Source organism: Flavobacterium glycines, assembly GCF_900100165.1.
GTDB lineage: Bacteria > Bacteroidota > Bacteroidia > Flavobacteriales > Flavobacteriaceae > Flavobacterium > Flavobacterium glycines.
Genome location: NZ_FNEO01000001.1, coordinates 184,656 through 208,831, shown reverse-complemented (window position 1 = coordinate 208,831; position 24,176 = coordinate 184,656). Strand labels below are relative to the sequence as shown.

Annotated in this window: 12 protein-coding genes; 9 read left to right on the top strand and 3 right to left on the bottom strand. The window is 35.1% G+C overall.

The window, feature by feature from the left end:
• Positions 1–13: 13 nt before the first annotated feature.
• On the bottom strand, positions 14–1,591 hold the full coding sequence (locus tag BLR17_RS00775; protein WP_066328548.1) for a glycoside hydrolase family 28 protein: 1,578 nt from the start codon (positions 1,589–1,591) through the stop codon (positions 14–16).
• Positions 1,592–1,895: 304 nt separating this feature from the next.
• Between BLR17_RS00775 and BLR17_RS00770 the strand changes: the two genes are divergently transcribed.
• The 6 genes from BLR17_RS00770 to BLR17_RS00745 all read left to right on the top strand — a co-directional run bounded on the left by BLR17_RS00770 (position 1,896) and on the right by BLR17_RS00745 (position 12,572).
• On the top strand, positions 1,896–3,020 hold the full coding sequence (locus tag BLR17_RS00770) for a glycoside hydrolase family 88/105 protein (protein WP_066328465.1): 1,125 nt from the start codon (positions 1,896–1,898) through the stop codon (positions 3,018–3,020).
• Between the two features lie 97 nt (positions 3,021–3,117).
• A complete protein-coding gene (locus BLR17_RS00765; RefSeq protein WP_066328549.1) occupies positions 3,118–4,449 on the top strand; it encodes a right-handed parallel beta-helix repeat-containing protein in 1,332 nt (443 codons plus the stop codon).
• A 120-nt stretch (positions 4,450–4,569) separates the two neighbouring features.
• Entirely contained in the window at positions 4,570–6,321 is a 1,752-nt protein-coding gene (locus BLR17_RS00760; RefSeq protein ID WP_074517103.1) for a prolyl oligopeptidase family serine peptidase, read from the top strand.
• A gap of 337 nt (positions 6,322–6,658) precedes the next feature.
• Positions 6,659–10,546, top strand: a complete 3,888-nt coding sequence (locus BLR17_RS00755; protein WP_074517101.1) for a thrombospondin type 3 repeat-containing protein — start codon at positions 6,659–6,661, stop codon at positions 10,544–10,546.
• A gap of 4 nt (positions 10,547–10,550) precedes the next feature.
• Positions 10,551–11,243 (top strand): glycoside hydrolase family 78 protein, encoded by a 693-nt coding sequence (locus BLR17_RS00750; RefSeq protein WP_066328552.1) that lies wholly within the window; start codon positions 10,551–10,553, stop codon positions 11,241–11,243.
• A gap of 276 nt (positions 11,244–11,519) precedes the next feature.
• Positions 11,520–12,572: a GntR family transcriptional regulator gene (locus BLR17_RS00745; RefSeq protein WP_066328738.1), complete on the top strand. Its 1,053-nt coding sequence runs from the start codon at positions 11,520–11,522 to the stop codon at positions 12,570–12,572.
• A 155-nt stretch (positions 12,573–12,727) separates the two neighbouring features.
• On the opposite strand, the gene BLR17_RS00740 is transcribed toward BLR17_RS00745, so the two are convergent.
• Positions 12,728–14,674 (bottom strand): RagB/SusD family nutrient uptake outer membrane protein, encoded by a 1,947-nt coding sequence (locus BLR17_RS00740; protein ID WP_066328554.1) that lies wholly within the window; start codon positions 14,672–14,674, stop codon positions 12,728–12,730.
• Positions 14,675–14,694: 20 nt separating this feature from the next.
• Entirely contained in the window at positions 14,695–17,778 is a 3,084-nt protein-coding gene (locus BLR17_RS00735) for a SusC/RagA family TonB-linked outer membrane protein (RefSeq protein ID WP_066328556.1), read from the bottom strand.
• 544 nt (positions 17,779–18,322) lie between these two features.
• On the opposite strand from BLR17_RS00735, the gene BLR17_RS00730 reads away from it, so the two are divergent.
• The 3 genes from BLR17_RS00730 to BLR17_RS00720 are packed head-to-tail and all read left to right on the top strand — an operon-like array spanning position 18,323 to position 24,159.
• Positions 18,323–19,681 carry a rhamnogalacturonan acetylesterase gene (locus BLR17_RS00730; RefSeq protein ID WP_083189460.1) on the top strand — a complete coding sequence of 453 codons (1,359 nt, stop codon included), beginning with the start codon at positions 18,323–18,325 and terminating at the stop codon, positions 19,679–19,681.
• A 20-nt stretch (positions 19,682–19,701) separates the two neighbouring features.
• On the top strand, positions 19,702–22,566 hold the full coding sequence (locus tag BLR17_RS00725) for a glycoside hydrolase family 2 TIM barrel-domain containing protein (RefSeq protein WP_066328557.1): 2,865 nt from the start codon (positions 19,702–19,704) through the stop codon (positions 22,564–22,566).
• Between the two features lie 51 nt (positions 22,567–22,617).
• Complete coding sequence (locus BLR17_RS00720; protein WP_083189463.1) at positions 22,618–24,159, top strand: rhamnogalacturonan acetylesterase; 1,542 nt, start codon at positions 22,618–22,620, stop codon at positions 24,157–24,159.
• Positions 24,160–24,176 lie beyond the last annotated feature (17 nt).

Sequence of the window (24,176 nt, the reverse complement as noted above, 5' to 3'; positions counted from 1 at the left end):
CTTTTATAAAATATTAGTCTTTTTTAAACCATTTTGTGTCTTTCATGTTTTTGCTCGAACGAACAATAATGGAATTAGATAAGTCGCCTTTAACGTCCAGTTGCGGAGCGGTTTTTGTTTTGAAATTGATTTGGTCGAAAACAATGTTTCGCGCATCCAGGAAATACAAAGTAGCATCTTTCGCAGTAATATCGATGTTTTTGAAAGTGGCATTTTGAAGATCCTGAGCATTAAATAATTCGCTGCAATTTACAGTAGCGTTTTCAATAGTTAAATTAGTTACCGGGGTTTCAGGAATTCCTAAAACTTTTACGAAAGTCGTGCAGTTTTCGATAATAATATCTTTGATGCTAATGTTGCTGAATTTTGGTGTCAGTTTATTGATAGCTCTGGCAGGTAAACGATCGGCAAGGTCACCTACACTGCCTGAAGAACCCAGCATGTCCCATTTAATGGCTGTTTGGTCAAGATTCATTCTGATGCGCTCGTAAATTAGGTTTTCTCCGCCACCACCGCGAGATCTTCGGGTTTTGAATCGGATACCAACACCTGAATCGTTAAATACACAGTCATGAACGTAAAGATTACGAATCATTCCCGCAGTTTCACTACCGCAGGTAATTCCTCCATGTCCTTTTAGAGCCAGACAATAACGAACCACAACGTTTTCGGTAGCTTTGTTAACTCTGATGCCATCTTCACCTCTTCCTGCTTTCATTGTAAAACAATCATCTCCGGTGCTTAAATTACAATATTCAATCAATACATTTTTGCTGGAATCTATATCGATTCCATCTCCGCGTTGCGTGTTTACCGAATTCACTGTTATTCCGCGGATAATTACATTGTCGCAATAAATAGGAACAATATTCCAAAAAGCCGAATTTTCTAATGAAACTCCTTCGATGTACACTTTTTTACAATTGATAGGCGAAATAAACATAGGAGGAAAAATCCAGTTTTGTTGCTTTCCGTCAACAATGCGTTCGGCTACAGGAGTATTGGGATTAATAACATTGTCAATCACATCTTTTGTTAAAATGTTATCACGGATGGAACCTTTTTGAGGGCCTACTAATTTTCCGTTTCCGGTTATGGCAATGTTTGTGGCACTATTAGCATAAATACAGGCTCCTAATGACATTACTTCGATTCCTTCGATACGGGTAAAAACCACAGGAAGGAAATCTTTTATTTCGCCACTAAAAACTAACTGAGCATCATTTTCCAAATGAAAATTAATGTTGCTTTTTAGTTGGATTCTTCCGGTTATCCATTTTCCATTTGGTACAACAATGGTTCCGCCGCCTTTTACTGTTAATTCGTCAATAGCTTTTTGAATTACAGTAGTGTTTAATTCGGTTGCGGATAATGTTAGTGTGACTTTTTCAGAAGGGAATGTAGGTTTTACAAAATGGATGGTTTTAAAAGGAGCTTTTACTTTTTTGATTTCGTCAGGAAGCATTTTTACTCCTACTTCGTTTGCAGTAGGGATAGCAACTTTGAGTGTTGGGTTTACATTTTTATTGGTTTTACAACTCCATAATGTTAGAATTGCTAAGCTAATTGTTGTTATCGTTTTTAATTTCATTTTGTTGAATTTGACTCTTTTTATGTGGTTTTTGTTCCACAAAAAGCATGCTAGTTTGTGAATTGTAAAAGTACTATTTTATTAGCTAATTGTTCAAATATTTGATTTACAGCGGTGTTTTGTTGTTGGCTATTTAATTAAAGTTTTTAATAATGTTGTGCTTTGGCTTTAAAAACTAATTATTAATTTTAATTTAGCAGGATGCAACAGGATGGAAAGTAGTGTTTTCAACGCTATTTTTACCAGATTGTTTTTATTTTAGATATAAACTGAAGAATTATTGTTAATATAAAAAGAGGATATAATGAAAAAATTGCTTTTAATTTTTACATCTGTGTTGTTATCCAATTCTGTTTTGAACGCACAAGGCGCTTTTGATAAAAAGCAGGTGTTGGCCCAAATGGAATTGGCTAATAAATATTTTATGGACAAGTGGCCGGACACAGGTAAAACGATTGTTACCAATAAAGAGCGTCCAAGTAACATTTGGACCCGTGGTGTATATTATGAAGGATTAATGGCTTTGCACGAAATTTATCCAAAAGAAGCTTATTATAAATATGCTTACGATTGGTCAGAATTCCATAAATGGGGATTTAATGGAGGAAACACGACTCGTAATGCCGATAATTACTGTGCAGCACAAACCTATATTGACTTGTATAATTTAGCTCCTGATGCCAACAAATTAAAAAATACAAAAGCTAACATTAATATGTTGCTAAATACACCACAAAATAACGACTGGTCTTGGATTGACGCAATTCAGATGGGGATGCCTGTTTTTGCAAAAATGGGTGTTTTAGAGAAAGACAATCGTTACTTCGAGAAAATGTACGATATGTACATGTTTTCTCGAAATCAACATGGTGACCACGGATTGTTTAATCCAAAAGACGGATTATGGTGGCGTGATGCTGATTTTGATCCTCCTTACAAAGAGCCAAATGGAGAAGATTGTTACTGGAGCCGTGGAAATGGTTGGGTAATTGCTGCTTTGGCAAAAGTATTGACTATTATCCCTGAAAATGCACCGCATAGAGAGCAATATGTGAAAGATTTAAAAGCTATGGCTAAGGCTTTAGTGCCTATTCAAAGAGCCGACGGTTTCTGGAATGTGAGTTTACATGATCCAACTAACTTTGGAGAGAAAGAAGCATCGGGAACTTCGTTGTTTGTTTATGGAATTGCTTATGGAATTAACAGCGGAATTTTAGATAAAAAAACGTATTTACCAGTTGTTGAAAAGGCCTGGAAAGCATTGACTGCAGAGAGTTTACATAAAGATGGATTTTTAGGATTTTTACAATCTACAGGGAAAGAACCAAAAGATGGGCAACCGCTTACTTATGATAAAATCCCTGACTTTGAAGATTATGGATTGGGATGTTTCTTGTTGGCAGGATCTGAAATTTATAAAATGAAATAAAACTGTTTTCTTGAATTGAAAATAGGATTAAAAGGGAAGTCGAACAAGCTTCCCTTTTTAATGAAAAATAATCTCCATGTTATTAATTCGTATGATTATGAAATATAGAATTTTACTCGTCTTCATTTTTTTAAATAGCTTTCTTTTGTCGGCTAAAGAATTTTATGTTGCTCCACAAGGTAACGATGCTAATGATGGAACTTTGGCAAAACCGCTTGAAACTATAAAAAGAGCACAGGAATTAGCCAGTTCAGGTGATGTGGTTTATATAAGAGGTGGGCATTATACCATGAAAGAAGAGCAAATTGCACAAAAGAAAGGCATTTGGGCTTATGTTACTAAATTAGATAAAAGCGGAATTTCGTATTTGGCTTATCAAAATGAAATTCCTGTTTTTGATTATAAAAATATTAAGCCTAAGGATTGTCGTGTTATTGCTTTTATGATTCAAGGCGATAAAATTCATATCAAAGGTATCGAAGTTGTGGGAGTTCAGGTTACGATACAAAAACATACTCAATCGGAATGCTTTGAAGTGCGCGGTAGCAATAATACATTGGAACAATTAAAAATGCATGACAATATGGCTATTGGCGTTTATATGTTAAGTGGTTCCAATAATCTGATTTTAAATTGTGATGCTTACAATAACTGGGATTCGGTTTCTGAAGGTGGAAAAGGCGGAAATACTGATGGTTTTGGATGTCATTTGCAAAAAGGAAGTATTAATAATGTTCTGAGAGGCTGTCGTGCCTGGTTTAATAGCGATGATGGTTTTGATTTGATTAGTAATGCCGAGCCAGTAGTAATTGAGAATTGTTGGGCTTTTTACAATGGATATTCGTCTGGATTTATAGGTCGTGCTGATGGAAATGGATTTAAGGCTGGAGGATATGGGAAAGGGAATAGACCTTATAATGATATCCTGGGAAATTATACGCCCATTCCGCGAAATACCATTCGTTTTTGTCTGGCTGTCAAAAACAAACAGAGCGGATTTTATGCGAATCATCATTTAGAAGGGAATTATTGGTACAACAACACGGCATATTTAAATAAAAGAAATTATAATATGGTGAATTGCCTGGCGTTAAACCCGACAGATTTTGGTACTGATGGGCCAGGATGGAATCACGAAATGGTTAATAATTTAGGTTTTGAGGCTACTTCGGCAGAATTAACCGATATTGATAAATCGCGTTGTGTATTGAAAAATAACTATTTTGATTTAAAAGTTTCAGTCACCAAAGCTGATTTTTTAAGTCTTGATGAAAAATTATTGATAGCTCCAAGACAGGCTGATGGTAGTTTGCCTAATACTGATTTTTTAAAATTGGCTCATGCAAGTGATTTAATTGATGCCGGAGTTAATATTGGTTTTCCATTTAAAGGGAAAGCACCTGATTTAGGCTGTTTCGAGAAAGAATAAATAAGTTTAAATTAGACCTGTTTTTAGGTAGATAAAATGATTGTAATTAAATAAATTAGATATAAAGAGATGGTTAGAATTAACAAAACACTACTTTTAAGGGTAATTCTTTTTCTAGGTATGAGTACAAATGTTTTTTCACAGGAAAGTGCAGCATTTTCACTTTGGGACAAAATTCCGGGAGCAATAAAAAAAGCAGATTATACCGAAACGCTTCGATTAGATACGCAAGGAAATCGAACAGGAGTCAGGAAAGTTTCTGTGCCAACTTTAATTCCTTTTTTGGTGGAAAATAAGGAGGCTAAAAATCCGGCGGTTATTATCTGTCCTGGTGGGGGATATGCTCTTTTGTCAGTTGATAGGGAAGGAATAGAGGTGGCTAAATGGTTTAATTCTATCGGAGTTTCTGCTTTTGTGCTTAAGTACCGTTTACCATCAGATGAAATTATGGAGGATAAAACGATTGGACCCTTACAAGATGCACAGGAGGCTATTCGAACCTTACGTAAAAATGCTGAAAAATGGAATCTGGATGCTAATAAAATTGGTATTATGGGATTCTCGGCCGGAGGACATTTAGCTTCTACTGTTTCGACTCATTATTTGGATAAGGTGTATGATGGTCAGGGAGAAATTAGTGCCCGACCTGATTTTTCAATGCTGATTTATCCTGTAATTTCTATGGAAAAAGGAATTACGCATAACGGCTCAAAAGAAAGTCTTCTTGGAAAAACGGCATCAGCCGAATTGATTGCTAAATATTCCAATCAGAATGCGGTTAATGAAAATACACCACCTACTTTTTTAATTCATGCTACCGATGATCAGGCGGTTCCGGTTGAAAATAGTATTAATTATTATTTGGCTTTGAAAAAGAATAAAGTTGCTGCTGAGATGCATTTGTATCAAAATGGAGGACATGGTTTTGGATTGGGTAATAAAGGAACAAATACAGATTGGCCAACGGCTTGTGAACATTGGTTGGTCGCCAATAAAATTTTAGCTGAAAAATCCGTTTATCTTTTCTCTTATTTTAAAGGAAATGGAGAAGATGGATTGCATTTGGCTTATAGTGAAGATGGTTACAAATGGCAATCTTTAAAAAGAGATGCTTCTTTTTTGACTCCAGAAGTTGGGAAAGACAAACTGATGCGTGATCCCTGTATCATTAAAGGAGGTGATGGATTGTATCATATGGTTTGGACTGTAAGCTGGACTGATAAAGGCATTGGATATGCATCTTCTAAAGATTTGATTCATTGGTCTAAACAGGAATTTTTACCTGTGATGGCTCATGAAAATGAAACCCGAAATACCTGGGCTCCTGAAATTACTTATGATGAGGTGAATAAAGAATATATGATTTATTGGGCGAGTACCATAGTGGGGAAATTTCCTGAAACTCAATCGGCTGAAGACAGTGGCTACAATCACAGAATTTATTATACTACAACTAAAGATTTTAAAACCTATGCGCCTACTAAGTTGCTTTATGACCCGGGTTTTAATGTGATCGATTCTTCAATTTTAAAAGATGAAAAAGGCTATGTTATGTTTTTAAAAGATGAGACAAAGCTTCCTGCTCAAAAAAATCTAAAAGTGGCTTATAGTGATAAATTAACAGGGCCATATTCCAAAGCATCTGATCCAATTACAGGAAATTATTGGGCAGAAGGACCAACAGCTATCAAAATCGATGGAAAATGGATGGTGTATTTTGATAAATACCGTGATCATAAGTATGGAGCTATAAAGCAAACGGATAAAGGATGGGAAGATGTTTCTGAAAAAATGATTTTTCCATCAGGAATTCGTCATGGAAGTGTTTTTGAAGTGCCAAAATCGATATTTTTACAGCTTATGAAAGAATAGATTAGGAACTATATTTGCTAAATTAATATAGGTCTATCTTATTCAGCCTCAGTGAAATCAATGGTTTTGCTGAGGCTTTTTTTTATTTTCAAATTTTGCAGGTTACGGCAGGATAGTGGTGTTAACTTTTTGTTATTAATTGCGACCTGAAGTTATAAGTGTTGTTGTTACATTTGTAGGTTTTGTTTTTAGAAATCAATAAAATAACAATTGGATAGGACACAGATATTTTATAATTCTATTGGGTATAAGGGAGATGTATTCAGGAATAATAAAGATAAGGAGTTTTTGAAAACACGCTAAATAGCTTCAGTATTAATGACCAAAAAACTAACCAATGAAAACAACTTTTACTTTTACTAAAATGAGATTTGCTTTTTTTGCAGTTTCATTTTTTTTATTGACTCATTTTTCCTTTGCCCAAACTTACAATTGGGTAGGAGGGGTAAGTAGTGATTTTTATGATGTGAATAACTGGGATAATAACACAATTAATTTTGCTAGTTTGAATGCGGCAAATATTGTAATTGGAGTTGGAAACCCTAATAATCCGACAAATATTGGGCATTCAGGAGCAGATGTTTCAGCAAAAAGGCCTTCCACTTTTACTACTAATTCTGGTGCTAATGTGATTGTAACAGGAACATTCTATCCTAACGGAGTGTCTACAATGAATGGAATTGTTACTGTAAATGGATCGGCTGATTTTAACAATCGAAATTATGTATATATAGGAAAAGCTGCTACAGCAGTAATGAATATCAATTCGGGTAAAGTCTCAAGTAAATATACTTTTTTTGTAGGTAAGGATGCAGGGGGTAACGGTACAGTCAATGTAAATGGAGGAACATTGTATGCTGGTTCAACAGGATTTAATTTAGAAGTAGGTACCGGAACTGGGAATCCAATAGGGAATTTAAATATTACTGGAGGAACTGTTGATGTAGCAAGTGCTGTAAATATTGGAACCAATGGTCAAATTTATATTAGTGGTTTAGGGCAGCTTGTTGTAACGGGAGATAAAAAAACAGCTTTGGAATCTTATATTTCTAGTGGTAAATTAATTTGCCCAAGCGGACAATCTTTAGCTGTTGCTTATAATGGTTCAAGAACTACTGTTACTGTTTCTCAAGATCCAAATCGAATGATTCAGGAATTTTCAGATTATATCATTCTGAAAAATGGCAAAATAGAGGCTAAAATCTGGAAAGGAAGTAGTAATATTCAATCATTAAAAATTAACGGAGTTGAAACTCTGCTTCAGACCAATACTGCTAATCCTACTCGTGTAGGTACTTATTATGATTTTGTAACTTCACAAGGTTTTGAAACGATATTTGGATGTGCTTTTTCAATCAAAGAAGAAACTGCTAATTATATAGATGTTAGTTTTAGTCGTCCTTATGGTTCGGCAGGTGTTACGCCAGTTGATGTAGAGATTCATTATGTGCTTAAAAAAGACGATGTGGGTTTATATACCTATTCTGTTTTAAGACATAAAGCGGAGTATCCGAGTTTTGATTTGGGGTCTTGGAGACAAGTTATGTGGATCAATAATACGGTTACGGATAAAATTTGTGTAACCGACTTAAAAACTTGGAATATGCCGCAGCCAGGCGATACATGGGAAGCAACTGGAATTGCTGAGATTATTAAAATTACTTCAGGAGTTCGTGCTGGGCATTATGATGGAAAATATGAGTTTTCAGAAAATTTAATTGACTTAAAAGCTTATGGCCATTCGTCTGATAAGAATAATATAGGGATATGGGCCGTTATGGGTAATCATGAATATTTTAATGGAGGACCAATGCACCACGATTTAAATGCTGCCTCCGGAATTATCCATGTTTGTATGAATGGGGTGCATTATAATGATAAAGGTTTTACGGTTCCTCAAGGGGAAGCCTGGTCTAAAATATATGGACCCTATTTAATTTTTGCCAATCAAAAATCCACTGCGGTTGCCAATTGGGATGAGGCTAAAGCCAGAGCAGCCCAAGATGCGAGCGAATGGCCTTTTACCTGGTTGACGAATACTCCTGAATATCCTTTAGCGGCAGGAAGAGGAAATATTGTGGGCAAATTTTCCATTACTGATCCTTTAAAAGCTGAGGTAAATGGAGGGAATGCATGGATAGGGGTGACTCAATTAAGTCCGGATTCAAATGGTAATTGGCAATTTGAAGAAAAAAATTATCAGTATTGGGTAAAGACCGATGCTTCAGGTAATTTTAATATTAAAAATGTGCGTCCGGGAACTTACACACTGTTTGCTTATAAAAATGGAACTACTGGAGAATATCGTCAGGAAACAGTAGTGGTAACTGCCGGAGCAGATACTAATTTGGGTAGTGTCAATTGGGGAATTCCGCGAGATAATGGAAAGATTGTCTTTGAAGTGGGAGTTCCTAACAGAACTTCAGAAGAATTTAAGTACGGGGATTTTGATTATTGTGAAGGTTATGTTCAGAATAAATTCCCTACTGATTTTCAAAATCAAACCATTGAATATAATGTTGATGATAGAAATTGGAAGACCGCGCTTCCTTATGTACAGTCAGCCTATTTTCTTCCTGATATGAGTATTAGTGGGTCTTATGTTTGGAATGTGAATTTCAAATTGTCAGGGACGATTCCAACAACTGGAAATGCACGATTAACTGTTGCTTATGCCAGTTCGGATTATGCACAAAATCTTATTGAAGTGAATGGATCTCGAATTACGCCAAGTCCTTATTATCCACCAAATCAAGGAGGAAATACCTTTTTGAGACAATCGAATCATGCTAAATATGGTTTGGCTACTTTCACGATTCCATATAGTAAGTTAAAGTTAGGTAATAATGTTATAGCGTTTAAAATACTTACTTCTCAGGTTACTACTGTTACACATATTATGTATGATTACATTAGTTTGGAAGGTGATTTGACCTCTACTTTTAATATGATTGATACAGATAAAGATGGTGTTGAAGATGCCAAAGATTTATGTCCAAATACACCAATTGGTGAAGTTGTAAATGCTTCGGGTTGTTCATCAAGTCAATTAGATGATGATAATGACGGTGTGAAAAACAATTTAGATTTATGTCCAAATACACCGGCAGGTCAAACAGTAAATGCTTCAGGATGTGCTCAGAGTCAATTGGATGATGATAATGACGGTGTGAAAAATAGTTTGGATTTATGTCCAAATACTCCAACAGGTCAAACAGTAAATGCTTCAGGATGTGCCCAGAGTCAATTGGATGATGATAATGATGGTGTGAAAAATAGTTTGGATTTATGTCCAAATACACCGGCAGGTCAAACAGTAAATGCTTCAGGATGTGCTCAGAGTCAATTGGATGATGATAATGACGGTGTTAAAAACAATTTAGATTTATGTTCAAATACACCTACAGGGCAAACAGTAAATGCTTCAGGATGTGTTCAGAGTCAATTGGATGATGATAATGATGGTGTAAAAAATAATTTGGATTTATGTCCAAATACTGCCTTGGGTGCTACAGTTGATGCTAATGGTTGTTTTATTTTGTCTTCAGATAATTTTACAATTGAAGTTGTAGGTGAAAGTTGTGTGGGGAAAAAAAATGGAAAAATAATAATTTCGGCTAAAAAAGCATTGAATTATACTTCGACTATAAATGGTGTACTATATGATTTTACAACATCTAAAACTGTTGAAAATTTAGCACCTGGAGTTTACAATTTTTGTATTGCTGTTGCTTCTGATTCCTATAATCAGTGTTTTAATGCTGTGGTGCAAAGTGGAACAAATATTTCAGGTAAAACAGTGGTGATTTCGGATAAACTTTCGGTAGATATTGATCAGGGAACTGCTCCATATACCGTTTCAGTAAATGGGAAAAATGTTTTAGAAACTGCCGCGGCTTCTTTTTCAATAGATGTAAATCCGGGAGATTTAGTTCAGGTTCAAACAGCTGTAGCTTGCGAAGGAACAATTAATTCGAAAATTGATTTAGAACCGGTAATTGCTTATCCAAATCCAACTAAAGGAGTATTTGATATTCAAGTTCCAGTTATTTTAGATACTGTAAAAGTAGAATTATTAGATGCAAAATCACAATTGATTTCATCTGGTATTTATAAGGTTAATAATGGAAAGATACAAATGAATCTTGAGTCTCGAGCTGTTGGGGTATATTTTGTAAAGGTTTATTTAGATGAGGTAGTGATTTTAAAAATTATCAAAGAATAAAAAAATGAAAAAATATATACTGAATTTGGTTTTTGGTTTGTTGTTTATTTCTTGTGGAGGAGGTGGTGATGTTTCGGATCCTGTTGCTGCTAACAAAGCACCTTCGGCTCCTGTGTTGGTTGCGCCTGCAAATAATTTATTGTGTATAGATAATGCTGTTTCTTTTCAATGGAATGTTTCTTCAGATCCAGATTCGGATGCTGTTAGTTATCAAATTGAAATTTCAAAAGATAATCTCTTTACACAAATTGTTTACACCAATTCAAGTACAACTCCGGACAAATCTGTTTCGTTGGAAAAGGGAGTGCGCTATTATTGGAGAGTAAAAGCAATTGATTCTAAAAATTTGTCGGGTAATTATTCATCGGTATTTCAGTTTTATACCGAAGGACTTGGACTTACAAATCATTTGCCTTTTGCTCCTGTACTTGTAAAACCGGATTTGTCTTCCGTTGTAAATGTTAATTCGGTTGTTTTAGAATGGAATGCTTCTGATGTAGATGTTAATGATGTGCTTACTTATGATGTTTATTTTGGAACTACAAATCCGCCAACTGCAAAAGTTTCTTCGGCACAAAGTTTGAAAACCCATACCCAAAGTTTAAGTTCGTCAGGGACTTATTATTGGAGTGTGGATGTAAAAGACAATAAAGGAGGGATTTCGAAAGGACAAGTATGGCGATTTATTAAAAATTAACAGATGATTTTATAAGTATTTTAAATTCTCAAATCCCTTTTAGTTAATTTTGATTAATAGGGGTTTTGTGTTTATGGTATTTTTTTTGATAAAATTTAGAGTTTTTTGTTTTATTTAAGACTTTTAATTTTTCATTATGAAATTATTTATATATTTGGTAATCGATTACATTTTTTTTGTTTAAAAAGATTGCCTATTTTTATTGTGTAATGTTTGATGAACAGAAAGACTAGAAATTAAATTTACATGGAGATGGAAAAGTTTTTGACTAAAGTGATGGTAGATGAAGGAGTTTCATTTTCAATGAGTTTAAGTGAAAACTCAAGGATACCAAAATACAAACAGATTGTTGATTCAATTATTGATGGCATTGCGACAGGGAAATTGCAGATGGATCAAAAGTTGCCTTCTATCAATATGCTTAGTGAGGAATTCTATCTTTCCAGAGATACTGTAGAAAAAGCCTATAATATTTTAAAGAAAAGAAAAATAATAACTCCTATTCGAGGGAAAGGTTATTATGTTACTCGTACTAAATTGATTTCAAAAGTTAACGTACTTTTTTTAATCAATAAATTGAGTTCTTATAAAATGAGAATTTACAATTCATTCATTAATACTATTGGAGGTAATTCTCAAACCGATTTGCATATTTATCATTGTGACCAAACTTTGTTTCTTAACCTAATTGATAAATATTTAGGCGCTTATGACTATTATGTTATAATGCCGCATTTTAAAACGGATAATCTCACACATTTTAGTTCCGGAGAAAGCGTAATACAGGCTATAAAAAAGATTCCTAAAGATAAATTGGTAATTCTTGATAATAATAAAGGTATTGATGATTCTTTAATTGAAGTTTGTCAGGATTATGAAAATGATATTTACGGGGCGCTGAAACAAGGTATAGATAAAATTTCAAGATATAATAAGTTAGTCTTGATTTATCCTGAAAACTCTGTCTATCCATATCCAAGACGAATCTTAAATGGTTTTAAACGCTTTTGTTTAGATTCAGGTCTTGAATATGAGGTTTTAAGAGAGGTTTATGATGATATCGTTTTGAAAAAAGGGGATTTATTCATTACCATTGAAGAGTCAGATTTAGTGAATTTAGTGAAGCAAATCAGAGATAAGGATTTTGAACTTGGAAAGGAAATAGGGGTTATTTCTTATAATGATACTCCTTTAAAAGAATTATTGGGTATTACAGTCGTTTCAACCGATTTCAGGGCAATGGGTGTAACTGCAGCTAATATGATTTTGAATAAGGAAACAGGAAAGATTAAAAATCCATTTAATTTTATAGACAGGAATTCGATTTAAAGTTTCTTTAAACTTAAAAAAGCCTTGTAAGTCTTTTAGATTTACAAGGCTTTTTTTTAGAGTAGTTTTTCTGTAACTATAAAATTTATGTAATGCTTTTCAGGACAATAAAAAAAGAGGAGATTTTAATCTCCTCTTTTTTTGTCATGGATTTATTAATTGTATCCAGGGTTTTGCATTGCTAGTTTTTCAGCTGCTGTTAATGGTTTTCCATTTTTAAAGATTCCATCTAAGAAAGTTTGTGGAATAGGTCTTAATGTATGGTAATCTTTGATGTTTGGAGCTGCTTCAGGGTTGTATGCTATGGCTCTTGCTACCAATGTTTTGGTTCTGCTCAAGTCTTCCCAACGATGAAATTCTCCGCAAAGTTCTCTGGTGCGTTCGTTTAATACTAAACAAAGCATACGGTCGTAATCTGTGGTATAACCTAATTTGGTAATTACAGCTTGATCTTGTGCTGGTAAAGAACTAATACTGGAAATTGTTAAATCGGTTGCTGCTGTTGTAGGTGTTGTAATATTGTTAGATTCATAATATGAGTTTTCAGTCATGAACGATACTGCTCTCCCTCCTTGTACAGCGGTAGACCAAGCTGCTGATCCATCTGTATAAAGTTTTCGGTCTTCACCAGATTTATAAGTAGCACGATTTCTAACGGTATTGATATAGCTTAATGCATCACTATAAGAACCGGTTCCTAATTTGGCCAAACGAATTTTAGCTTCTGCAGCCATTAAATAGGTTTCTGCTGAACGAGCTAATATGATATCGCGGCTTCCTTTTGTAGCATTAAAATCTAATCTGGAACCGTCCATGTATTTACTTAATGATGGGAAACGAACATCTTTCATTAACCCGAAATTGTCTGCAGCATAGGCCACATATACACTTGGGATTGTTTTGGCTTTTCCTGGATATGCGTAGTCCACATTTTTGGTTTTCGCAAATCGGGTATCATCAGGAGTATTGATAACATACATTATTCCTAAATCTCCATTTACGTAATAAGAACCGGATTTATTGTTAACCATACTTTTAGTTTGGAAACTTTTCCAAAAACGAGAATCGTTTACTTTGTCGTAAATGTCGTAGGTAAAGTAAGTAGGCGCTAAACGGCTAAACGGTCTTCCTCCAGAAGTGTTACGAATCATTTGTGGTAATTGATCATAAGTTGAAATGAAATACAAATGTTGTTGATTTCCTCCTGTAGTTAATTGATTCGAATTGAAATCTGCAGATAAGATTAATTCAGCTAATTTTTCATTGGCACCATCAGCAGCCTTGAAATCCCATAGATTCACGTAGTTTGGTGCTAAAGCATGACGGGTGATTACATCATCGCATAAGGTAACAACTTGTTGTAAATCGGCAGTTTTAGTAGATGAGTTCCAGGCATCATTGATTTCGCTGGCACGAGTTAAATAAGCTTTTGCTAAATAATGTGCAGCTGCATCTTTAGTGATTTTGATTGGGGCGCCAGTATTTCCTAATAAGTTGTAAGCTTGAGTAAAATCAGCTATAATCTGATTTAGAACTTCCTGAGCAGTTGCTCTTGTGAATTCTAATTCAACTGTAGTACTTACATTAAGTTTTAGAGGTACACCACCATATTGTCTCACTAATTTTAAATAATTGTAAGCTCTCATGAAGTATCCTTCTCCTAGTGCTGTTTTTTTGATAGCATCATTGGTTGATGCAATATTTGTTGCTGATTCAATTAATTGATTAGCATTTCCAATAGCAATGTATAAATTGTCCCAATTGGTATTGGCTGCAACAGTATTGGAGTTGGAAACTGTCACAAAGGAACCGAATCCGGAAGCATATGAGTTCCATAATCCATTTGAAGGGTCACCACCTACGTGAAATTCATCCGTACCTGATTGATTAGCTGTAAGAGGGACTTCGCGATTCATATCTAAAGCGAAGGTTTGGTAATAAGTACCCACAGATAGGGATTGGATTCCTGCTTCTGTATTGTAATAATCTTTACTATAGGCAGTGGTTACTTTTTCTTCCAGGAAATCTTTAGTGCAAGAAGTGCTTAATCCTAGTGAAGCTACTAGCATTAAGTTAATATATAATGTTTTATAATTTTTCATAATTTTTTTGTTTAAAATCTTTAGAATTGAACATTTAGTCCTAATGTCATACCTCTGTTAGAATATGTTGTTCTTGTGTCCAGATCTGTCCATTTTACTTTTGAGAAAATCATACCAGGATTAGCTGCTTGCGCATAGATTCTTAATCTAGATAATCCGATTTTTTCTACGAAATCTTTGTCAAAGTTATATCCTAATGAAATGTTTCTGATTTTTAAGAAAGAACCGTTTTTGTAGCCAAAGATTGTATTGTATAAATCACCTGTACCCGCTGAAAATATCGGTTTTTGGTATTCAGCATCTGTATTGTCGTCTGTGTAATAATCCAGTTTTCTTTGACTTGTTTTTCCACTAAGGTTTTCCCCTCCTACATTGTATAAATAACCAAAACGACCGATAACAAAAATGGATAATTCGATGTTTTTGTAATTAAAAGTATTTGTTAAACCGGCAATGTATTTTGGCTCTGTACTTCCAATGACAACACGGTCATTATTTGCATCAATTTTATAATCTCCGTTTTGGTCAACCGGACGTGCATTTCCGAATGTAAAAATAGTACTTCCCGCAGCAGCGTTAAATTTAGCCATTTCTACTGCGTCTTCAGGTCTCCAAACTCCATTATTTTCAAAACCGTAAATAACACCTCTTGTTTGTCCTATGAATAATGTGTTATTAATGTCGTCAAATTTTCCATTTTGTAATTCAACAAGTGTGCTTTTTTGATAGGAAGCACTTAGGCTAGAGCTCCATTCGAAATCTTTTGCTTTTACGTTAGTAGTATTTAAGGTAAGTTCAACACCATTTCCTTTTGTTTTACCTATGTTTTGTAGCGTAGAAGAGAAGCCGGTAACAGGAGGGATACTTCTGTTGAATAATAAATCATCAGTTTTAGAAGTGTAATATTCTAAACTTCCTGAAATCCTGTTGTTAAATAATCCAAAATCGATACCGTAGTTGTATTGGGTTGTTCTTTCCCAGCCTAATTCAACGTTTCCTAATTGTGTGCTATTTACAACACCTGAAGAGGTTGAGTATAAAACTTGATCCAATGGTGGTTGAGTTTGGTAAGGACTTACTGAGGCATTTGCAGTTACACCATAACCAGCTCTTAGTTTTAATGCGTTAAGCCAGTTAATGTTTTGAAGGAAATCCTCTCTATCTATACGCCATGCCAAAGAGGCACTTGGGAAAAAAGACCATTTGTGTCCTGGTGCTAATTGTGAAGCGGCATCTGAACGTCCTGAAGCGGTAATAAGGTATTTATCATCATAACTATAGGTTACTCTACCCATATAAGAGTATAGTCCACTTTCAGTAAGACCTGAAGAATATCCGGCTAAAGTTACATTTGCAGTTGTTAGCGCATTCCATTTGTTATCTGGGTTTTTTATGTTTTGTGCAGACATTGCGCTTTCTTCGTTATGGTATTGTGTCTGACTTTGTAATAAGGTTACACCAAAATCATGTTTGCCAATCGTTTTGTTGTACAAAATCAAATTGTCTAAAGTGTAGGATATGGTTTGGTTTTTGGCCAATGATGCAAAACTAGTTCCAGAACGTGCTGATGATAATCCATCTAAATACACCCCATTTCTATAGGAAGTCAAATCAGGTCCAAAATTGATACGGTATTTTAAACCTTCTAAGGCTTTTGAGAATCCTCCAAAATCTAACTGGCTATAAATACTTCCGAAAATTTTAAGTGTTAAACGTTGGTCTTGAGAGTATTTGTATTCTTGGTAAACGTTTCTGATAGTGGAATCACCTCCGGGATTTTGTATTCTTTGTCCATTCGCATCAAGTGGTACTGCGTATGGAAGATTTTGTCTTGCTGTGATATAAATACCATCAGAACTTGCAACTGCAGATCGCCCTACATTGGATAAACCGTATTCATTTAATCCATAACTTGCGTTAAGGTTAATTCCCATTTGAAACCATTTTGTTGGGGTAATATCAACATTAGCAATACCATTGTAACGTTTGTAGCTTTGTCCTTTTAAGGTTCCGGTATTGTCCAGGTATCCAAAAGATCCGTAAGCTTTCATTGTTTCGGTACCACCACTTACACTTAGGGTGTGTTGTTTTGTAACTCCGGTTTGTGTTACAAATTTGGTCCAGTTGGTTGTGCTTACTTTTGAACCATCCCAAACATCTTTTCCAGTTGAGTCTTTAGACCATCCTTTTTCAATATTAGCCCAGGCTGCCGGATCTGCTGTAGCTAGAAAGATATCCTTGTCATTGGCAATAGTTGGTGCATTTCCTGCAGGAAATCCAGATGGATTAGAATAATATTTCGCCCAACGACGTAATTCAATGTATTCACCAGCATTCATTAATGGGGCGAATTCGTGAATTTTATCTGTGCTTACAGCAGTATCGTAATTTAAAGTGTATTTTCCGTTTTTACCTTTCTTAGTGGATACGATAATTACACCATTAGCTCCTCTGGAACCATAGATGGCTGTCGCAGATGCGTCTTTTAATACATCGATTGATTCGATATCATTTGGGTTAATAAAGTCAATACCGCCTGAGTTTAATGGGATTCCGTCTACTACATATAAAGGTGAGTTAGAGGCTGAGATTGAACGTGAACCACGAATGTTGATACTTCCTACTGTTCCTGGGCGTTCGTTAGAGCTAATGTCAACCCCGGCAGCTTTTCCCTGCATGGCTTGTACTGCGTTTTGAACTGGTCTGGAAGCAATTTCTTCGGCACCTACACTAACGATTGATCCTGTAAGGTCTTTTTTCTTTCTTGTTCCGTACCCTACAACAACAACTTCTTCCAGTTTAGCACCCTCTTCTTCCAGTTTTATATTAATAGTTTTTTGGCTGCCTACTTTAATTTCAGTCGTTTTCATTCCAATGAAAGAAACTACAAGAATGTCTTCAGGTTTTGCTTTGATGGCGAATTTACCATCAAAATCGGTTTGAATACCGGTTGTTGTGTTTTTGATTAATACATTGGCTCCCGGAATAGGCATGCCAGTGTTGTCTTTGATAGTTCCTGTAATTGTACTGGTTTGGGCTAAAGCAGTCATGGTGGTTAACATGATGCTAAAGAAAACCAGATACTTTGCTAATGAATTTTTCATACAATAGTTGGTTTTGATTAATTAATTTGATTTTTGTTGTGGTTTGTGTGTTTAGTAAAATAAAGCTATTTTTTTTATATTATCAAAAAAAATAAGTCCAAATTTTTACGGCATAAAAATAAAATTAACTTATTGTTAACGTATCCTGTACCGCGCTGTTTATTGTGTTAAATTATTTTTTTTATAGTTTTTAAATGTTTTTTTAACATTTAAATCTTAAATCACTGTTTATCAGATAAATGTAGTTTTTTGTTTTGTGAATACTTTAGTGATGTATTTATTTATAAGAAAAAACTGTTAGCTTTTTTGTTTCTAATTTGACAAAACCCAATAAGTAATCGATTACAAAAGCTGTTTTTGTTAAATTTATTTTGAACGAACTTTAAAGTTTTCAGAATGTTTTTTCTGGCAGGGAAAACTCTTTTTTTAGTCCTTTTTTGTGAAATGTTCGATTTCTGGGGTTTCTGCCTAACAGTGCAGGATACTGATTTATATTGAAAACAATACTTTAGTGAATTATTTTAAAAAATAAATTTGATATTTTATGGTTCAAAAAAACAAGATGATTTGTTTGCTGTTTTATATATGCAGTTTCAATTTTTCAGTTGATGCTGTAGCTAAAGATTTAGTTTCGAACAGAGTTAATGTCTCAACTCCAAAGGCAACAGGAAAGCAGGTTTTTTACTTTGGTGAAAAAATAAAAAAATCCAAAGAGGCTATAGTGCTTAACAAACCATTAAGTTATGATTCAGCTACGGGATATGGTTTTGATTTTAATACCGCAACGAATGTGAAATTGAATTCAGATTCGTTTAGCAATACCGCACCAACCTATTTTTCTGTAAAACTTCCTGAAGGAAATTATCAGGTTTCAGTAACTTTTGGCAGTAAAATACAAAATACCAATACTACCATTAAAGCCGAATCCAGAAGATTAATGCTTGATCAACAGCCATTAAAAAAAGGGCAAATTGTTACCAAAACCTTTAATATAAATGTGAGAACTCCCAAAATTGATGATAAAACCCAAATTCAGTTGAAAGACAGAGACTTGGGACAATTGAATTGGGATGAAAAACTGACTTTGGAATTTTTAGGGACAGTTGAAGTAAAAAGTATCAGTATTACACCTATTGATAATGTTGTAAATGTTTATTTAGCAGGAGATTCTACAGTTACCGATCAGGATTTGGAACCTTGGGCTTCCTGGGGGCAGTTTATCACTAATTATTTTGATCAAAATGTAGTGGTGTCTAATTATGCGGTTTCAGGAGCTACTTTGCGTTCGTTCAAGTCGAGTTTGCGTTTGAAAAAAGTCTTGTCTATTATCAAACCGGGAGATTATTTGATTGTAGAATTTGCTCATAATGATGAGAAAGAAAAAGGCGAAGGTATCGGACCTTGGGATTCTTATTCGGCTTCAATTCGCGAATTTGTTCAGGCAGCCAGAGACAAAGGCGCAAATCCGATTTTGATTACTCCGGTGCAGCGTCGTGCGTTTAATACTGATGGAACTTTAAAATCAACTCATGGAGATTATCCTGATGCGATGCGAAAAGTAGCTCAGGAAATGAATGTTCCTTTGGTAGACATTACAAAATTGACTACTACCTTATACGAAAGCTGGGGCGATGAACCATCCCGAAAAGCTTTTGTTCAATATCCTGCCAATACTTTTTCGGGGCAAAAAGAAAAATTAGAAGATAATACCCATTTTAATTCTTTTGGTGCCAATGAAATTGCGCTTTGCATAATGAAAGGGCTTCGTGATTTAAATAACCCTTTGGCAAAATATTTGATAAAAGATTTGCCGCAATACAATCCAAACCAACCGAATGCTTTCGCAAAATGGACTTTACCAATGAGTAATCGTTTTGAAATTGTGAAACCGGACGGAAACTAATTCTTATTAATCAAAATTTTATGTTTTTTAAAAAATCATTACAAAGTGCAGCTGCTTTATTGCTACCTTTTTTATGTGTTATTAATGGAAATGCACAGCAAACCACTAAAGTTTTCCTTTCGGGAACGGATTTTGAACATCCCGTAAAATGGGATTTTATGTGTACCGGCGGAAATAACAGCAAGCAATGGTCTAAAATCAATGTGCCTTCTAACTGGGAATTGGAAGGTTTTGGCGAATATACTTATGGACGTTGGTACAAAGAATTAAACCAGAAAGAACCAAGTAAAGAAGAAGGTTTCTACAAACACGAATTCCAAATTGCAGCTTCCGATAAAGGGAAAAAAATCTATATTGTTTTTGGCGCAGCCATGACGGATACTGAAGTTAAAATCAATGGAAAATCGGCAGGACCAATTCATCAGGGTGGTTTTTACGAATTCAAATATGACATTTCGTCTTTATTGAATTATGGGGGAACGAATGTTCTGGAAGCCCATGTTTCCAAACATTCGGCTAATAATTCGGTAAATGCTGCTGAAAGAAGAGCTGATTGGTGGCTTTTTGGTGGAATTTATCGTCCGGTTTGGTTAGAAATAATGGCAAATGAAAATATTGCCCATGTAGCTGTGGATGCTAAAATGGACGGAACTTTGAATGCACAATTAGAACTTCAAAATCTATCTGCTAAAAGTACTATTGTTGCTTCATTGACTGCTGTCGGAAGCGATAAGGTTATTGGTTCATATTCATTTGATGTGAATGCTAAAGAAGCTAAAAAATCCATCAGCATGAAATTTCAGGGAATCAAACTCTGGAGTCCGGAAACGCCTAATTTGTATAATTTAAAATTAGAATTGGTACAAAACGGGAAAACCATTCATGAAAAAACCGAACTCATTGGTTTCAGAACTTTAGAATTCATCAAAAAAGACGGAATCTATGTAAACGGAAAGAAGATTATCATGAAAGGGGTAAACCGTCATGAAATTTGGCCGGAATCGGGCAGAAGTACCAGCAAGCGCCTAAGTATCATGGATGTGAATCTGTTGAAAGATATGAATATGAATGCCGTGCGTGGTCATTATCCTGCCGATAGTCATTTTCTACAAGTTTGCGATTCGTTAGGGATTTTTGTTTTGGACGAATTAGCGGGCTGGCAAAATTCCTATGATACTGAGACAGGAAGTAAATTAGTCAAAGAAATGGTTAGCCGCGATGTGAATCATCCGTCAATCATTATTTGGGATAACGGAAACGAAGGCGGCTGGAATTATAAATTGGATAGTATTTTTGGCGATTTAGACCCTCAAAAACGTATTGTTATTCACCCATGGTCAGATTTTAATGGTTGGGATGCACACCATTATCCGGCGTATCAAACCGGAATCCATCGATTTGTAAATGGTGAGAATGTTTTCTTTCCAACCGAATTTATGCACGCTACTTATGATAATGGAGGCGGAGCAGGACTGGAAGATTTTTGGAGTCACTTTAAAGAAAGTCCGCTGTTTGCAGGTGGATTTATTTGGGTTTTTTGTGATGAAGCAGTTAAGAGAGTCGATTTGAAAGATAAAGTACTTGATTCTAAAGGTTCATTAGCTGCCGATGGAATTTTGGGGCCACACCGCGAAAAAGAAGGAAGTTTTTATGCTATTAAGGAAATTTGGGCTCCTATCCAATTTGCTCCTGTGAGCATTACTTCTAAATTTGACGGAACATTTTTTATCAGCAACGATTATATTTTCAGTAACCTGAATACTTGTGCCATGGAGTACAAAGTGGTTAAGGCTAATAAGGATGTGTTGTATGCTAAGAATGAAAATTCGATTTTAGATAAAGGAAAAATAGAAGTTCCAAGTATAGAACCGGGTGAAACAGCGAAAATAAAAATTCCTGTTGCTGCGAACTTTTTCGAAGGAGATTGGGTCGAAATTACAGCTAAAGACCAACATGGCAGAGAAATCTATACCTGGACTTGGAGGGTTCATAAAGGAGATTATTTTGCTGAGAAATTTTTGTTGAAAAAAGAAACTAAAGCAAAAGTGAGTATAAAAGATGAAGCAGCTTCTGTTTCATTGATTAGCAAAGAGGTTCAGGTTTCATTTGATAAGAAAACCGGAAAAATTATTTCGGTTAACAATAAAAACGGAATTGTTCCTTTGACAAATGGGCCAACACCAATTGGGATGATAGCTCAGGTAAAGGATGTACAAACGGCTATCGAAAATAATGCTGCCGTTTGTACTGTAAATTATATTGGAGGAATCAAAAAAATCAAATGGACAATGACTGCTGATGGTCGTCTGAAAATGGAAATGTTGGCGCTTAAAGATGCAGGTGCTAACAATGGGTTTGATGGTGCTTTCTTTCAGGATAAAGTAGATGCTTTTGGTATTACTTTTGATTTTCCTGAGCAAGGGGTTGAAAGCATGAAATGGTTTGGAAAAGGACCTTACCACGTTTGGAAAAACAGAATCAAAGGAACGACTTTTGGTGTTTGGGAGAAAGATTATAACCAAACCATTCCAGGAGAAAGTTTTGAGAATATGGTTTTGCCGGAGTTTAAAGGTTATCACGCTAATTTATATGCAGCTGCTTTGAAAGCAAAAGACAATAATAGTTTCAAAATGTTTGCTGCTTCTGAGAATGTGTTTTTAAGATTGTTCACACCTGATTTACCTAAAAATGCTTTTGAAGGAACGTATCCGCAACCGGCATTCCCAGAAGGAAATATTTCGTTTATGTATGAGATCCCGGCCATGCGTGATTTTAAACCGTTAGAGCACCATGGACCACACAGTCAGCCTTCGAGTATTCGAATTAAAAGTGGTGATGAAGGGATTCAGATGAACTTATGGTTCGATTTTAGAGTTGAGAAATAACAATATCAATATCAAATTCAATAATAAGAATAATAAATAATAATTGTAAAAATGAGAATTAACAAATTAATACTTTTTGCCTTTTTAGCTCTTTTTTTAGCGCAATTCAAGGCTGAAGCACAGCAAAAAATAACAGTATATACCGTTGGGGATTCTACTGTGAAAAATGGTAAAGGTGATGGAACCGGTGGACTTTGGGGCTGGGGTGATTACATCGGGCAGTTTTTAGATTCTAACAAAATTACAGTTGAAAATCATGCTTTGGGAGGAACAAGTTCAAGATCCTATCAAAATTTAGGATTATGGGACGCGGTGTATAAAAAACTGAAAAAAGGAGATTATGTTTTAATCCAATGGGGGCATAATGACGATGGACCTCTTAATGATACTATTAGAGCCAGAGGAACGATAAAAGGGATTTCTGATAAGACAGAGGAAATCGATAATTTGATTACCAAAAAGCACGAAACCGTGCATACTTATGGCTGGTACATTCGAAAAGTAGTCAAAGAAGCTAAAGAAAAAGGAGCTATTCCGATTGTTATGTCGCCAATTCCCAGAAATACCTGGAAAGATGGAAAATTGCCTAGAAACAATACTTCTTATGGATTATGGGCGAAACAAATTGCCGATCAGGAGCAGGTTACTTTCATTGATTTGAATGATAGAATGGCTAGTAAATTAGAACAATTTGGCGAAGCAAAAGTAACAGGAACTTATTTTTATAAAAAAGATCATACGCATCCTTCTGCTAAAGGGGCTGTGATGGCAGCCACTTCAATTATTGAAGGTTTGAAGGTGTCTAAAAGCCCACTGAAGAATTACATTTTGGAAAATCCGGTAATTAAATTGCCTAGAAAAATCAATGTTTTTTTAATAGGCGATTCGACTATGGCTGATAATAAAAATGAAAATGCGGTAGGTTGGGGTGTTATGGTGCCTCGTTATTTTGACACTACCAGAGTGAATATTGTGAACAAAGCAAGAGGAGGAAGAAGTACACGTACTTTTGATTTTGAAGGACTTTGGGATAAAGCAAAGAAAGAAATTCAACCTAATGATTTTGTTATTCTTCAATTTGGACATAACGATGCCGGTAAAATTGATGGTGAAAAATTTAGAGGTTCCATTAATGGAATTGGTGACGAAACTCAAGTAGTGAATCGTGCAGACAGTTTGACGGAAACCGTTCATACTTATGGTTGGTATTTGAAGAAATTCATTCGTGAAACCAAAGAAAAAGGAGCAACTCCAATTGTGATGAGTTTGACGCCAAGAAACGAATGGCCAAATGGAAAAGTAGAACAAAGAGATCAAACCTATGTTAAATGGGCACAGGAAGCTGCTGCAGCTGAAAAAACAGATTATATCAACTTAAGTCAAAAAGTAGCTCAGAAATATGAAGCTTTAGGACAGGAAAAAGTAAAAGAGTTTTATCCAAAAGATCACACACATACCGGCAGAGCAGGAGCTAATGCAGTTGCTGAAACCGCCGCTGAAGAGTTAAGAAATCTTAAAGGAAGTAAAATTCGGGATTTGGTTTTAACTAAAAAAGAGGTAGATGATCTACCTCCGGTTCAGTTAAATAAATAATTTAGTTTTCTGTCAGT